This is a genomic window from Acidovorax sp. 94, from assembly GCF_003634645.1.
Classification (GTDB): Bacteria; Pseudomonadota; Gammaproteobacteria; order Burkholderiales; family Burkholderiaceae_C; genus Acidovorax; species Acidovorax facilis.
The window spans coordinates 4,140,050-4,154,577 of sequence record NZ_RBJA01000001.1; the positions used below are offsets into that span (position 1 = coordinate 4,140,050).

Consider the following 14,528-nt stretch of genomic DNA (forward strand, 5'->3'; position numbering starts at 1 on the left):
GGATGGGTGAGGCAATGCCGCGAAGCTGCAACTCTTTCGCCGGGCGTCAGCCGTGCCCCGGGTTAGCATTTGGGCCTACCCCGCTCTGCCCCTTGTGGGCACCGCCGCCATGCACTCTCAGCCGTCCTGCCCCAACTGCCGCCAGCCCATGCAGGCCCACCGGTTCACCAGCAACCAGGGGCACTCGCTGGAACTGGACATCTGTTTTGCCTGCCAGGGCCTGTGGTTTGACCGGCACGAAAACCTCAAGCTCGCGCCCCAGTCGGTGGTCGAGCTGTTCCGCCTGCTGCACGAACACCGTACCGACCAGCACCAGCCCCTGGCAGAACGCATGGCCTGCCCGCGCTGCAACACAAGCCTGGCCAAAGGCTTCGACGTGGTGCGCAGCGGCCGCTACATGATCTACCGCTGCGCCCGCCTGCATGGCCGCTTCAGCACCTTCTCGTCCTTCATGGTCGAAAAAGGCTTTGTGCGCCACATGACGCGCCCCGAGATCGACGACCTGGCCAAACGCGTGGGCGCCATCTACTGCACCAGCTGCGGCGCCCCCGTGGACATCCGCAAGGACCACGCCTGCCCCTACTGCCGCGCTGCGTTCTCCCTCATCGACCCCGACGCCGTGGTGCGCGCCATGGAAGGCTACGCCAAGGCCAGCAGCGAGCGCACCACCCACGCCACCCCCTCGGTGGACATCGGCGACGCCCTGGTGGCCCTGGAGCGCGACCGCAGCCGCGCCGAACGCGAGCGGCAAAAGCGCGCGTTCACCAGCGCCAGTGATGCGAGCGACAGCTCATTCACGGGCGATCTGCTGACGGTCGGGGTGGAATTGGTGTGGGCCTTGATCAACACCAGAAGCCATCACTGAGGGCTTCCGAGGTGGAGCATGACAACGCCTCCCACCACGCACACCAGACCCACTACTTTGATGACACCCACTGGCTCGCCAAACAGCGCCATCCCCACCACGGCTGCGGCCGCCGTGCCGCTGGCCGCCCAGACTGCATAGGTGAGGCCCATGTCGAGCTGGCGCATGGCCACGGCCATGAGCCAGATGGCGAGTGCGTAGCAAGCAGCTGCCATACCGGACGGGAGGAGTCTGGAGAAGCCATCGGAGTACTTGAGCGCGACGGTTCCGGCAACTTCTGCAATGACGCTGGCTGCGACGAGCAGCCAGGCCGATAGGTTTGGATTCATGGGGCACCTTGGCCGAACATGCCCGTTTGTCACTTGTACCGAGTGACACGGGCAGTACGATGAAGCGGTACCCAGATGGTGAAGGGCCGCAGTGTAGCCACGCCCTTGCGATCCATCAAGAACACCCCACGCAGGCTCTGGCGGCCACTTGCGTTTGCGCGGATCATGGAGCGTTGACACAGCGGCAGCGCCGGATGGAGGGCGTGATGGTGTCCCTTCACGCACCCAGCCCATCCCCCGCACCACACTCCAACCCGTTCACAATGGCGCAGGCCTGTGTTCTGGTGGGCCCCGTCGCAAACAACCAACCAGCCGTGGCACCCGGTGGCCACAGGAGGAGAGGACCTTGCAGCCGCATCCGCCCCCAACCCGACGCCGTGCCCGCACCACCGCCGCCCCGGCGCAGCGCAACCCTGAGAACGCGGGGGATGGCGCCGCCGCCTCCGACTCCGCTACCCCCTGCCTGCTGCAGCGCGCCCACCTGCGGGCCGTGCCCAGCACCCTCCTGATCCCGCTGGCCGCGCGCGCGCGCGGGAGCCGTTACTTTCCCTGGCTGGCCTGCAACGACGTGGTGGCCACCAGCCTGGTGGAGCGCCTGGGTGCCGATGTGGAACCGTGCCTGGACGACTTGCCCACGGTGCTCAACGTACTGTGGCGCACGCGCGCCATCAAGGACGCGGGCCGCAGTTTCTTCCTTGCGCACCCGAAGGCTGGCGGCGTGAGCCTGGGCTGTGGCCTGTCGCACCACTTTCAGTGGCTCGATACGGGCGCCAACCAGTGGCTCGATGCTGATCTGCCCGAGGTCATGGACCTGCGCCGCGAGCTGCTGCCGGTGCGCTGCCCGCGCACGCGCCATGCCACGGTGGACATCACGCAGCCTGGCTGGTGGCAGCGGCTGGGGCTGCCAAAGGAGGAAGGGGAGGGCGATGGCGCGGGCGTGCAGCCGGTGTTCATCGTCTGCGAAGGAGTGCTCATGTACCTGCAGCCCGCGCAGGTGCAGGCCGTGCTGCGCGAGTTTGCCCAGTGCGCGCCGGAAGGCTCTCGCCTGGTGATTGATGTCATGACGCACCGTGCCGTGGGCCGCGCGGCGCAGCACGCCAGCGTGGGCCCCACGGGGGCGGAGTTCCACTGGGGCGTGGGCAGCATGGACGAGCTGGCCGCCGCACACCCGCGCCTGGCGCTGCTGCGCCAGCAGAGCGTGTCGGAGTGTTATGGCTGGCCGGGTGTGGTGCTGGAAACGTTGTGGTGGCCGTGGCTGGGGGCGCCGCTGTATGGCATGGCGACTCTCGGCGTGGACGGCGCGTAAAGCTGCTCGCCGGTGGCTGCTTGGCAGCACGCTCCTAGGAGCGCGCCAGCTGCGCCCACACCGGCGCCTTGCCCGTCAGCTGCCCCACGATGGCGGCCTGCAGCGGCGGCAGCCGCCGCGCGCCCTGCAGCACCAGCTGCCGCAGCAGGCGCGGCACGGGGCGCGTGTCGGTATACAGCCGCACGATGGCATTGGTGCCCTCGTACATCGGCCATGCGTGGCGGTGGTGCGCCCGCGCATAGGTGGCCAGGGCTTCGCCATTGCCGATGTCGTGGCCCTGGCTGCGGGCCGCCACCACGGCGGCTGTCAGGCGTTCCACACCGGCCAGACCCAGGTTGTAGCCATGCGCCGTCACGGGGTGCATGCCCACGGCGGCATCGCCCAGCAGCGCGCAGCGGTGGTCTGCAAAACGCTGCGCATACACAGCCACCAGCGGGTAGGCGTGGCGTTCGCCCTCCAGCTGCAAAGGCCCCAGGCGGTCGCCCAGCTGGGCCTGCACCGTAGCGGCGAAGGCCTGCGGGCTCTGGGCCATCAGCGCACCTGCGTCGGCAGTGCCCGCCGTGACCACCACCGAGCACAGCGCATGCCCCTCTTGGGGGTCATTGGGCAAGGGCAGCACCGCCAGCGTGCGTTCATAGCCAAAACACTCGTGCGCCACGCCGCCATGGGGTTGGGCATGGCGCATGCGGCAAACGATCACGGTGCGGCCAAAGTCCGTCATGCGTGCGCCAATGCCCAGCTGCCGCCGCGTGGCCGAGAAGCGACTGTCCGCCGCCACCAGCAGCGGGGCCTGCAGGCGCTGTGGCGGTGCCGCAGCGCCATCGGCGGAAGGCTGCGGCAGGTACTCCAGCTCGGCATGGGCGGCTTGCGTGGCCACGCGCACCACCTGGGCGCCGGTCACGATGCGGACACCCGGTGTGCGTGCCGCCACGGCATAGGCCGTGCGGCGCAGTGCGTGGTTGGGCACGATGAAGCCCAGAGCCTCCAGCCCCGTACCCTGGGTGCCCAGCTGCAGGGCGCTGCGCTGGCCCAGCGGGCCGTCGTGCACCTGCGCTTCGCGGATGGTGCCCACCTCGTGTGGCGCCAGGCCGGCCCAGGTGCCTAGCCGCTGTAGCGTGGCCACGCTGGGGTGGGTGAGCGCGATCTCGCGGCCATCGGGCGCGGGGTGGGCCAACGTGGCCTCAGACTGCTGTTCGACCACGGTGGTGGTGAACCCGGCCTGCGCCAGGGAAATGGCCAGCGACAGGCCCGCAGGGCCCGCGCCGACGATGAGAACGTCGCTGTGTGAGGAGGAGGTCATGGCAAGAAGACCGGGCGAAGCAGCTCGGCATCCACCCTGCAACCGTGGGGTGGGGCTTGCCATTGTGGGCGGGCACTCCGCGCGGCGGTTTGCCCTGCATCAAGGCAGTGTGCCTGAATGCTATAAATTAAATAGCTAAAAAATGATACGGGATGAGCGCTAGGGCCTTAAAGCATCAAAAATTATGGTGCGTTACGAGCGTGCCGGTTTGCGCGCGCCCTTGGCGGGCTTCTTACGGGCGCCACCCGCTGGCTTGCCGCGCAGGTGCAGCCCCCAGGTGACCAGCACCCACAGGTACGCCGCCAGCACGCTGTAGGCCGCCATGGCGGCCAGCGACAGCGGTGGTGCGGCGATGGAGCGCGGGCTGGCCATGGTCTCCAGCAGCTGGCGTGTGCCCGTGCCCAGCACCGGCATGGCCGCGCTGCCCGAACGTGCCATGCGTGCCGCCATGAAGATGAAGAACTCCATCAGCAACGCACCGATGACCCAGCAGGCCAGCAGGGCCAGGAGCTGCGCAAACGCCCTGCGGTCGCCCTTGGCCAGGAAGTAGATGGCCGACACCAGCACCAGGGCGGGCAGCAGCAGGGCCAGGGCAGGCCAGGCGGACATGAGGAGATGCATCGGAAGAATGTGGGGGCGGATCGGAGAGTGTGTCGGGCAGCGCCAGGGCTGCGGACTGCGAATGATAGAGGAGGCTCCCGGCACCCAGCGCGGCCCCAGGGCAGGGTCTGCCCGTACGGTGGCTATGGGTGCGTGTCGCCGTGCTGTCCCTGGCGGAAGGTGTTCGGTGTGCAGCCCAGCAGCGTGCGGAACGAGGCGATGTACGCGGCGGGGCTCTCGAACTGCAGGGCGTGTGCGATGCCCTTGACCGGGCGGCCCGAGGCCAGCAGATCGAGCGAGGCAATGATGCGCGCACGCTGGCGCCAGGCGCGAAAGCTCAGGCCCGCTTCCGCCGTGAAGCGCCGGGTGAAGGTGCGGTCGGACATCGCGGCCTCGGCCGCGAGTTCGTGCAGCGAGAGCTGCCACTGGTGGGCCTGCAGCAACAGCGCGAGCGCGCGCCGCAGCCCTTCGCTGGCAGGCATCGGCAGGTGGGTGGGCAGGCAGGGCGTGTGCTGCAGCGTATGCAGCAGCAGGGACACCATCAACTGCCGCGTGGGGTGGTCGAACCCGCCGTTGAAGAGCCCCAGCACCAGCTGCTGGATCAGCGGCGACGCGACCACCGCGTGCACCTCGTCCCGGCGGGCAAACGATGCGCACTGCGCCACCAGCGCCGGCTGGCAGTACACCGTGCGCAGGTCGGTGGCGGAGAGGATTTCGATCGCATGGGCGTGGTGCGGGGGCACCCACAGCGCCCGCTGCGGCGGCACGGTCCAGCGCGCGTGGGGTGTCTCCACCAGCATCACGCCCCGCGTGGCAAACACCAGCTGGCCGCTGCGGTGCTGGTGCGCTGGCAAAAGTGTGCCGGCCGCGTGCGTTTTTGCGAGCGTGGCCCACAGGCCGGCGTCTTGGCGCCCTGGCGATGTTTGTTGGCGTTCTGGTGCTGACATGCCGTCCTATTATGAAACCACCTCCTCCCCACTCCTTCCCCGAAACCCGCCCCCAGCCCATGCACACCACCACCTTCCTTGTCCATTCGGGCCGCCAGACGGCCCGCGCCGCCCAGGCCATCAACCCGCCGCTGGTGCGGGCCTCGACCGTCGTGTTCGACACCCTGGCTGCCTACAAACACGCGCACCACCAGACCGTGTTCGACTCGCCGCGCTACGGCCGCTCGGGCACCTCCACCACGTTTGAGCTGCAGCGCTGCATGGCCGCGTTGTCGGGCGCAGAAACCTGCCTGGCCACAGCCAGCGGACTGGCGGCCATCGTGGCCGTGCTCAGTGCCCATGCGGGGCCGGGCCGCCACCTGCTGCTGAACCAGGGTGTGTACGGGCCCACGCGCATCTTCTGCGACCAGGAACTGGTGCCGCAGGGCACCACCGTCGAGTACTTTCCGGAAGGCGCCGACATCGCGCCCTACCTGCGGGACAACACCAGCCTGGTCTACATCGAGACCCCCGCGTCGCTGACCATGGAGATGCTGGACGTGCGCGCCGTGTGCGCGGCGGCACGCCAGCGCCACATCCCGGTGGCGGTGGATGCCACCTGGGGCACTCCAGTGTTTTTTGACGCCCACGCCCTGGGTGTGCACATCGCCATCCATTCGGCCACCAAATACATCAACGGGCACTCCGACCTCATGCTGGGGCTCATCACGGGTTCGCACGCAGACCTGGCCAGCACCCGGCGCTTTTGCGACCGCAGCGGCGCCCACGCGGCGCCCGATGTGTGCTGGCTCGCGCTGCGCGGCCTGCGCACCCTGGCGGTGCGGCTCGAACGGCACCAGCAGACCGCGCTGGCGACGGCCCAGTGGCTGCAAGAGCAGCCGCAGGTCCGGCGCGTGCTGTTCCCGGCGCTCCCCTCCGACCCGGGCCACGCGCTCTGGCGCGCGCAGTTTTCGGGCGCCGCGGGGCCGTTCACCTTTGAGCTGGCGCCCTGCGGTGAAGCCGCATTTGCGGCTTTCATCGACGCGCTTGCGCTCTTTAGCCTGGGCACCAGCTGGGGCGGGTACGAAAGCCTGGTGCTGCCCGCCGTGCCCTATGACCAGCGCCACCTGGCAACGCTGCCGGACGAGGGGCGCCTTGTCCGCCTGCATGTGGGGCTGGAAGACGCCCGCGACCTGCGCGCGGACCTGGCACAGGCGTTCAGCAGTCTGGGCTGACCGGCGCCAAGTGTCCCGAGTTGGAAGTTCGTTGATGAAATAAGGATGTCGAAATCGTCGTCAGGCAAGGCGCAAACCACAGCGATAGCCGGTGCTATCGCGAGGATTTGCAACGCAGCATGGCGGCGATTCTCGACGTCTTTATGAAACGAATTTCCAATTCGGGACACTAGCTCGCCACGAAGTCCACCACCGACTGCAGCACCTCTGCCTGCTGCAGGATCTTGCGGTGCCCCAGCCCCTCGGTGGCCAGCAGCGTGGCGCCCGGGATGTGGTCGCGGTAGGCCTCGCCGTCGGCAAAGCGGTTGATGCGGTCGCCCCGGTCGTGCACCACCAGCGTGGGCAGCGCGATGCGTGGGCCCACAGCCGGGGGCTCGAACTGGCGCATCAGGATGCCTTCTCGGGCTTCGATGCGCCGCTGCAGGGCGGCACGCGTGCGCTCCGACAGGCCGAACACCTGCGCAAACAGGCGCGTGTATTCGTGCGGCGACGCGGGCGGTGCCAGCAACACCAGCCGCTGGGTGGCCAGGCCCCGGCTGGCCGCGTGCGCCGCTGCGTTGGCAGCCAGCGAATGGGCCACCACGGCATGGGGCGCCGAGTCCTGCACGTGCAGGCGGGCGGTGGCGTATTCGATGGCGCGGGCGAACTGGGGCAGGTTGCTCACGCGGCCCCGGCTGCCACCGTGCGCAGGCAGGTCCACCAGCACCGGGCGCAGGCCGCGGGCAGTCAGGGCGTTGGCCAGCGGCAGCATCTGGCGCGCATGCCCGCCCCAGCCGTGCAGCAGGAGCACCGCGGGGCCGTGCGGCTGGGCCTGGGGCAGGTACAGCGTGATCTCGGCGTCTTCAAACGGCCAGCGCTCTGTGCGCCAGTGGCCGGGCGGCACGGCTTGGCGGCCGGGTTTGCGCAGGGGCTGGGGCGTGCCAAACAGGCGCGCAGCCACGCGCACGGCCAGTGCGGGCCACAGTCGCTCGGTGGCGCCCAGCGCCAGGCGCAGTAGGCGCATGCCGGGGTGCTCGCCGTAGAAGCTGGACGTGGCCCGCAGGGCGGTGGATGAAGAGGATGTGTTCATGGTGGGGTTCCTGAAGGGATGGAGTGGGGCGCGCGGCGCGCGCCTCAGAAAAAGACCCAGTCCCGGTTGCTGCGCGGGAGGCTGGTGAGGGTGCTGCGCAGCGACCGGATGGCGCCCACTGCGGCCGCAATGGCGGCAATGCCCAGGATGATCAACATGGTGGTTCCTTTCTTCGCACGGTTGTGCGAAATTGGGGCATAAAAAAACAAGAGGTCTCCCTGGCACACCACCGCGTCTCAGGCGGGGGAAGGGAGGTAGCTCTTGACGAGGCGCGCCCAGGACGCCTCGGTGCGTGACACTGCCTGCGGATCGCGCAGGAAGCGGACGTCGTGCAACAAGCCCATGATCATGGAATAGATCTCGCCCACCAGCTGGTCGGGCGGGGTGTCGGCGGGCAGGTGGCCGGCCTCGATGGACTGGATCACCGTGCGGCGCAGTGCCGCGCGCCAGCGTGTGATCTCTGAATGCAGCAGGTCGCGCAGCTCGCCTTCGCGGTCGTCCAGCTCGAAGGCCCCTGCGGTGTAGATGCAGCCGGTGAAAGCCTCCACATCGCGCGTGCGGGCAATCCAGCGGCGCACGATTTCTTGGAGGCGCGGCAGGCCCTTGGGGTGCTGCATGGCGGGCACAAACACATCGGCCAGGAAGCGGCGGCCAAACTCCTCGATCACCGCCTTCTGCAGCGCCTCGCGCGAGCCGGCGCGCGAGAACACGCCGCTCTTGGACAGACCCACGCGGTCGGCCACGGCCTGCAGCGTGATCGACTCCAGCCCTTCGGCCGCAGCCAGGTCCAGCGCTGCGCCCACAATGGCCGCGCGGGTGAGTTCTGATTTCTGGGTCTTGGCATCCATGGGGCGAAATTTAGCACAACTGTGCGAAATAAATCTACCCGTGTTGCCAGCAGTGTTTTGAAAGCCGGTATCGGGCACAGCCCCGGTGTGCCGCCGGGGCTGTGCAGCGCGTCACTGGGCCAGGGCCGTGATCTGCACGGAAGTCAGCGCCCCACTGTAGAGGCGGAAATCCTGCATGCGGCCCGCAAAGTACGGGTCGGCCCCGTACTGCGCGCGGCCCAGCCAGTTCTGCGTGGTGGCGCCCAGCTGGTGGGGCGCAAAGGGCGCGTCGGCCAAGGTGCCGGTGGCCTGCCCGTCCACAAACAGGGTCACGGTGTTGCCCCGGCGGGTCACCGCCAGGTGCACCCACCGGCCTGTGCCCAGCGCCACCGAAGACGTGACGTTTTCCTCGCCGAAATAGGTGGTGCCGGTGGAGGCAAAGCGCAGCGTACTGGTGTTGGCCAGCAGGGCCAGGTAGGCGATGTCGCTGGAGCCGATGTCAAACACGCGGGCGTTCCCGGCGCTGGCGCTTTGCCGGTAGACCCAGACTGCGATCGTGAAGTCGGCCAAGTCTTTCATGATGCCCGTGGGCAGGGCCACGTGGCCGCTGGCGCCGTCGAGTGCTACGGCGCCGCTGCCCGCCGTGCGGCCAGCGCCCCAGGACGTGCCGCCCACCAGTCGGCCATGCAGCGCATTGCCGCTCTGGTCGGTGGCCGACGTTCCGCTGCCCTCGTTCAAGGGCAGATGCAACCTCAGCTGCGGCGTGGTGGCAACACTGCGGACCTCGGCGCCCGTGAGCCGGCCCGTTGGGGTGACTGCCACGATGCGGTAGTGCCAGGTGCCCGTGCCGGGTGTGTCGGTATGGGTGCGTTCCTCGCCCACGGTGGTGAGTGTGGTGAACGGGCCCGACGCTGCGGGTGCGCGCTGCACCTCATAGGCCGTGGCGTAGGCGCTGCCCCACCACGACAGCAGCACCTGACCGTTGACGAGGTAGGCCGTGAGGCCGCTGGGCGCGGCCCCGGCTGCAATCGGCGCGCGCGAGAAGGTCAAGGTGCCCATGCCGGGGTCGTCCCCGGTGCCGCGCTGCTCGGGCCGCAGTTTGGCCGCCATGGCCGTTGTGTAGGGCGCAGAGAGCCCCTTGCGGTTGACGTAGTGGTTGTACAGCAGCTCCCAGCACTGGCGCAGGTGTGGCCGCCCCGCAGGAGAGACGCCGGTGAAGATGCCCTGGCGGTTGGCATAGCGTGAGAACGGCAGCGCCGGATACGCGCCGCCCGCATCGGCCAGGTTGCTGGCCGCCACGTATTCGGCGGCTGAGAGCAGCCGGTTGTTCCAGTAGCCGTACAGATCGTCGCCCTGCGACCAGGCCATTTCGCACAGCGCGCCGCACAGCGACATGCCCAGCGTGGCATGCCCCTGGTCGCGCCCGCTCTCCTGCCATTGCCCCAGGTGCCCGGGGTGGATGGCGTAGACGTTGTGCGCGGCTGCGCCGTTGCCCCGGCCGTTCTTGTAATAACTGATCGCCTCGTTGTACAGGTCGCGCCGGTCACAGCAGATGCCGATGGCCATGATGGCGTTGATGTTGCACAGGTCCCAGTTGGCCCAGTAGTTGGTGATGTTGGCGCCGTTGTGTTCCTCTAGAAAGCGGTGGCTCAGCGGGTAAAACACTTCCAGCAGCAGTTTCTGGAACCGGGCCAGGCCCTCGGGCGACCAGCCGGGGTAGCTGCGCAGGAGTTCCACCGTATTGGCCCACTGGTAGCCGTAGATGCCAGCAGCAAGGTAGCGGTCCGCATTGCCGGTGAGCGTGGTCATGGTGCTCGACCACGCATCCAGGAACGCCACGGCACGGTCGGCATAGGCGTTGTCCTGGGACACCTTCCAGCGCAGCGCCAGCTGGTAGGCCCGCTGCATGTCCTTGATCATGGTGCCAAAGTTCTGCCCATCGCCGCCACGGATCACCACGGTGAGCGGGTGGGGCCACATATCGCTGTTCAGTGAGGAATGCCCCGAAAACTGAAGCGCGTTCCAGCCGCTCACCCAAGGCGCTGCGTTCTCGGCAATTTTGGTACGCATGCGCGCAAAGTCAGCGTCCGTGTGCAGCCCGCCAGGGTGCACAAAGGCGCTGGGGGCCGGTGGTGGAGGTGGAGGAGGAGGAGGAGGAGGAGGAGGAGGAGGAGGAGGAGGAGGAGGAGGAGGAGGAGGAGGAGGAGGAGGAGGAGGAGGAGGGGGAGGGGGTGGTGGTGGTGGTGGTGGTGGCGCTGCGGGGGGAGGCGGTGGCGCTGCAGGGGGAGGGGGGGCCGAAGGCGGAGGCGGGGTGCCAGGCGGTGTGGAGGGAGGCGTCGCGGGGGAAGGCGGCACGGTGGGGGGCACTGCCGGCGTCGGTGGTGCTGTGGGGGGCGTGGTATCTGGCGGTGGCGCGGGGGGCGGGGTGTCCCCGCCAATAGGCGCGGAGGTGGTGGGCGGTGTGTTGGTGGCGTCGGCCGGGTTGCCACCACAGGCCACCAGCGTGCCGGCCAGCGGCATGGCGGCCATTCCCTTGAGTACCCGGCGCCGGGCCGTGAAATTCGTGCCGTTGTTCAGTTCTTGGTCCATTGCTTTGGGGGATTGGGGTGGGCGGAGTGCCGTGCCTTTTGGTCGTTCCATCGGCGATTCCAGGCAATCGTTGTGCCAGGCAGGGCGCCCTGCGAAAAATGGGCGGTGTGCCGGGTTCTATGCCCAGAGCTCACAGGCAAGAACGGGGAAATGAACAATTTGGTTAGTCCAATATTGTCATTAAAGTAATTAATAGCGCGCAGCTTGCTTGCCCTGGGCTGGGATCGAACGCCTTTGCGCCGTTGACTGCAAGTGTCAAGCCGGGGACGGATACGGCTGGTCCGCGCCCGGATGCGCTGCTACGCTGCGTCGCCATGGAGACAAATACCAAATCCCCGCCCTACGTTCCCCAGATCCGCCTGTACCAGAACTGGCTGCGCGACCAGCGCGGCCTGCAGTTCGACAGCTACGACGCGCTGTGGCGCTGGTCCACCACCGAGCTGGATGCGTTCTGGCAAAGCGTGTGGGACTATTTCCGGATCGAATCGCCCACCCCCCACACCGCCGTGCTGGGCAAAAACACCATGCCCGGCGCTCAGTGGTTTCCTGGCGCTCAGGTCAACTACGCGCGCCAGGCGCTGCGCCATGTCGATGCGGCGCACGCCGCAGGTCTGCCCGCCATCATCAGCCGCAACGAAAAAGGCCAGCACCGCGAGCTGAGCTGGCCCGAGCTGCGCCGCCAGGTCGCGTCGCTGGCGCTGCACCTCAAGGTCCAGGGCATCCAGCCCGGCGACCGCGTGGCCGCCTACTTGCCCAACGTGCCCGAGGCCATGATCGCCTTTCTGGCCACGGTGAGCATTGGCGGCGTGTGGAGCATCTGCGCGCCCGACATGGGCACGCACGCAGTGCTCGACCGCTTCCGCCAGATCGAGCCCAAGGTGCTGATCAGCGTGGACGGCGTGACCTACGGCGGCCGCGACCACGACCGCACCGGCGTGCTGGCCGAGCTGCGCGCGGCCCTGCCCAGCGTGCAGCATGTGGTGCTGCTGGGCAATCTGAATGCTTCTGTTTCGATAGCTGGTTGCGCAGGCTGGACAAGCGCTACGGCACAAAATGATGCGGAAACCGCAGCGTTTGAACCGATGTGGCTGCCGTTTGACCACCCGCTATGGATCGTCTATTCCAGCGGCACCACGGGGCTCCCGAAGCCCATCGTGCATGGCCACGGCGGCACGGTGCTGGTGGCGTTGCAGCTCAAGGTGCTGCACAACGACATCGGCTGCAGCTACGAGCCCAACAGCTTTGGCGAGCGCTACCACTGGTACAGCTCCACGGGCTGGGTGATGTGGAATGCGCAGCTCAGCGGCCTGCTGTCGGGCACCACCTGCGTGATCTACGACGGCAACCCCGGTGGCAGCAAGGACCACCCCGACTGGGGCGTGCTGTGGCGCTTTGCGGCCGAGACGGGCGTGACTTTCTTCGGTGCGGGCGCGGCGTTTTTTGCCAACTGCATGAAGGCGGGCATTACGCTCGCGGACTATGGCGACTTGACGCGTATCCGCGCTTTGGGCACGACCGGTTCGCCGCTGTCGCCTGAGGTGCAGGAGTGGGGCACGGCGCAGTTCGAGACGCTGGGCACGCACGATATCTGGTGGAACAACATCTCGGGCGGTACGGATTTTTGCGGCGCCTTCATCGGTGGCAACCGCGAGATGCCCCAGGTGCCCGGCGAGATGCAATGCCGCATGCTGGGCGCGGCCGTGGAGTCTTGGGACGCCGAGGGCCGACCCGTGCAGGACGCGGTGGGCGAGCTGGTCTGCGCGCAGCCGATTCCGTCGATGCCTTTGTTTCTGTGGGGCGACAAGGACGGCAGCCGCTACCTGTCAAGCTACTTCGACATGTACCCCGCAGGCCACGGCCGCCAGCCCGGCGGTGGCGATGGCCCCGCGAGCATGGGCGCGGTGTGGCGGCATGGCGACTGGCTCAAGATCGGCGCCAACGGCGGTTGCGTGATCTATGGCCGCTCTGACGCCACCATCAACCGCCACGGCCTGCGCATGGGCACGAGCGAGATCTACAGCGCGGTCGAATCGCTGCCCGAGGTGCTCGACAGCCTGGTGGTGGACCTGGAGTACCTGGGCTGCGAGAGCTACATGCCGCTGTTTGTGGTGCTGCGCCCCGGCTACGCGCTGGACGATGCCCTGCGCGCGCGCATCAATGGCGCGGTGCGCACGGCGCTGAGCCCGCGTTTTGTGCCCGACGACATCTTTGCCGTGGCCGAGGTGCCGCGCACGCTGAGCGGCAAGAAGCAGGAGCTGCCCATCAAGAAACTGCTGCTGGGCCAGCCCATCGAAAAGGTGGTCAACAAGGACGCGATGGCCAACCCGGGGTGTCTGGACTGGTATGTGGCGTTTGCGGCGCAGCGGGCGAGTACGCTCCAAAAATAATAGCTACTAGCGCTTATTGAATAGCGCTAGCGCCTTGTTTGGATGCAAGGATTCGTGCGGCACCGAGGCGCGCTGCGCCCCAGTGGGTCAGTCCAGCTTCGCGCCCGATGCCTTGATCAGCCGTTCCCACACCGGCCGCTCCTTGTTCATGGCTGCAGTGAACAAAGCCGGTGAGCTCTTTTGCACGTCAAAGCCCATGGCCGTGATGCGCTGGGCCACATCGGGATGCTCGGTGGCTTTGCGCACCTCGGCCGCAACGCGCTCCAGGATGGCGGGCGGTGTGCCTGCGGGGGCTCCAAACGCCAGCCAGCCCGCCACGCGGTAGGCCTCGTCGTTCAGGCCCTGTTCGCCCAGCGTGGGCACGTTGGGCAGCGTGCCCATGCGGCGCTCGCCGCTCACGCCAATGGCCTTGAGCTTGCCGGCGTCGATGTGCGCCTTGACTTGCAGTGCACTCGCAAAAGCAATCTGGATCTGCCCGCCCAGCAGGTCCTGCACCATGGGCGCCTCACCCCGGTAGGCCACGTGGCTCATGTCGGCGTTCTGCGACTGGCTCATGTACGCGCCGGCCAGGTGCGGGTAGGCACCCGTGCCGTACGAACCATAGGCCACCTTGCCTTTGTTGGCGGCGATGTATTTCAGCAGCTCAGGCCCCGTGGCCACCGGCACGCTGGGGTGGGCCACCAGCACCAGGGGCGCGATGGCGATCTGGTAGATGGGCGCGATGTCCTTCTCGGGGCTGTAGGGCAGCTTGGTGTACAGGAACTGGTTGGTGAGCATCGAATTGCTCAGCGCCAGCAGCAGGGTGTAGCCGTCCGGTGCGGCCTTGGCCACCGCGTCGGTGCCGATGATGCCTGCCGCGCCGGGCTTGTTGTCGATGACCATGGGCTGGCCCAGGCCCACGGCCATCTTCTCGGCCAGCACGCGCGCCAGCACGTCGGTGGCGCCGCCGGGAGCAAAGGGCACCACCACCTTGATGGGCTTGTTGGGGTAGGCGGCCTGCGCCCAGGCGGCGGTGCCGGTGCAGGCGGTGGCAGTGGCCAGCGCGGCAGCGCCGAGCCAGGAACGGCGGGTCAGGGCGTGGAAGGGCATGGGTTT

The 14,528-nt window shown here is 68.1% G+C and carries 13 protein-coding genes; 5 read left to right on the forward strand and 8 right to left on the reverse strand.

Features of this window, described 5'->3' with window-relative positions; all coding sequences use genetic code 11:
* Positions 1-109: 109 nt before the first annotated feature.
* Complete coding sequence (locus C8C94_RS19025; RefSeq protein WP_121422980.1) at positions 110-865, forward strand: zf-TFIIB domain-containing protein; 756 nt, start codon at positions 110-112, stop codon at positions 863-865.
* Here the strand turns inward: C8C94_RS19025 and C8C94_RS19030 are convergent.
* Positions 859-1,194 (reverse strand): multidrug efflux SMR transporter, encoded by a 336-nt coding sequence (locus C8C94_RS19030; protein WP_121421825.1) that lies wholly within the window; start codon positions 1,192-1,194, stop codon positions 859-861. The genes C8C94_RS19025 and C8C94_RS19030 overlap by 7 nt on opposite strands.
* A gap of 346 nt (positions 1,195-1,540) precedes the next feature.
* On the opposite strand from C8C94_RS19030, the gene C8C94_RS19035 reads away from it, so the two are divergent.
* Positions 1,541-2,500 (forward strand): class I SAM-dependent methyltransferase, encoded by a 960-nt coding sequence (locus C8C94_RS19035; protein ID WP_233573516.1) that lies wholly within the window; start codon positions 1,541-1,543, stop codon positions 2,498-2,500.
* A 34-nt stretch (positions 2,501-2,534) separates the two neighbouring features.
* On the opposite strand, the gene ubiM is transcribed toward C8C94_RS19035, so the two are convergent.
* The 3 genes from ubiM to C8C94_RS19050 form a co-directional block, all read right to left on the reverse strand.
* Positions 2,535-3,800: a 5-demethoxyubiquinol-8 5-hydroxylase UbiM gene (ubiM, locus tag C8C94_RS19040; protein WP_121421826.1), complete on the reverse strand. Its 1,266-nt coding sequence runs from the start codon at positions 3,798-3,800 to the stop codon at positions 2,535-2,537.
* 192 nt (positions 3,801-3,992) lie between these two features.
* Entirely contained in the window at positions 3,993-4,409 is a 417-nt protein-coding gene (locus C8C94_RS19045) for a hypothetical protein (protein ID WP_082437353.1), read from the reverse strand.
* Between the two features lie 134 nt (positions 4,410-4,543).
* On the reverse strand, positions 4,544-5,347 hold the full coding sequence (locus tag C8C94_RS19050) for a helix-turn-helix transcriptional regulator (protein WP_121421827.1): 804 nt from the start codon (positions 5,345-5,347) through the stop codon (positions 4,544-4,546).
* Positions 5,348-5,406: 59 nt separating this feature from the next.
* On the opposite strand from C8C94_RS19050, the gene metC reads away from it, so the two are divergent.
* A complete protein-coding gene (gene metC, locus C8C94_RS19055; protein ID WP_121421828.1) occupies positions 5,407-6,561 on the forward strand; it encodes a cystathionine beta-lyase in 1,155 nt (384 codons plus the stop codon).
* Between the two features lie 169 nt (positions 6,562-6,730).
* Here metC and C8C94_RS19060 read toward each other — a convergent pair whose 3' ends face one another.
* From C8C94_RS19060 to C8C94_RS19075, 3 genes are all read right to left on the reverse strand, one after another.
* Positions 6,731-7,630, reverse strand: coding sequence for an alpha/beta fold hydrolase (locus C8C94_RS19060; protein WP_121421829.1), 900 nt, complete (start codon positions 7,628-7,630; stop codon positions 6,731-6,733).
* 236 nt (positions 7,631-7,866) lie between these two features.
* Positions 7,867-8,478 (reverse strand): TetR/AcrR family transcriptional regulator, encoded by a 612-nt coding sequence (locus C8C94_RS19070; RefSeq protein ID WP_055396204.1) that lies wholly within the window; start codon positions 8,476-8,478, stop codon positions 7,867-7,869.
* 111 nt (positions 8,479-8,589) lie between these two features.
* Positions 8,590-10,527, reverse strand: coding sequence for a LamG-like jellyroll fold domain-containing protein (locus C8C94_RS19075; RefSeq protein WP_233573517.1), 1,938 nt, complete (start codon positions 10,525-10,527; stop codon positions 8,590-8,592).
* A gap of 59 nt (positions 10,528-10,586) precedes the next feature.
* Here C8C94_RS19075 and C8C94_RS19080 point away from each other — a divergent pair, with 59 nt between their 5' ends.
* Both C8C94_RS19080 and C8C94_RS19090 read left to right on the forward strand, forming a co-directional pair.
* Positions 10,587-10,898, forward strand: a complete 312-nt coding sequence (locus C8C94_RS19080; RefSeq protein ID WP_199731299.1) for a hypothetical protein — start codon at positions 10,587-10,589, stop codon at positions 10,896-10,898.
* A gap of 462 nt (positions 10,899-11,360) precedes the next feature.
* Positions 11,361-13,433 carry an acetoacetate--CoA ligase gene (locus tag C8C94_RS19090; protein ID WP_121421831.1) on the forward strand — a complete coding sequence of 691 codons (2,073 nt, stop codon included), beginning with the start codon at positions 11,361-11,363 and terminating at the stop codon, positions 13,431-13,433.
* Between the two features lie 87 nt (positions 13,434-13,520).
* On the opposite strand, the gene C8C94_RS19095 is transcribed toward C8C94_RS19090, so the two are convergent.
* The gene (locus C8C94_RS19095; protein ID WP_121421832.1) at positions 13,521-14,522 is read right to left on the reverse strand and encodes a tripartite tricarboxylate transporter substrate binding protein; all 1,002 of its coding nucleotides are present in this window, start codon (positions 14,520-14,522) and stop codon (positions 13,521-13,523) included.
* Between the last annotated feature and the right edge of the window lie 6 nt (positions 14,523-14,528).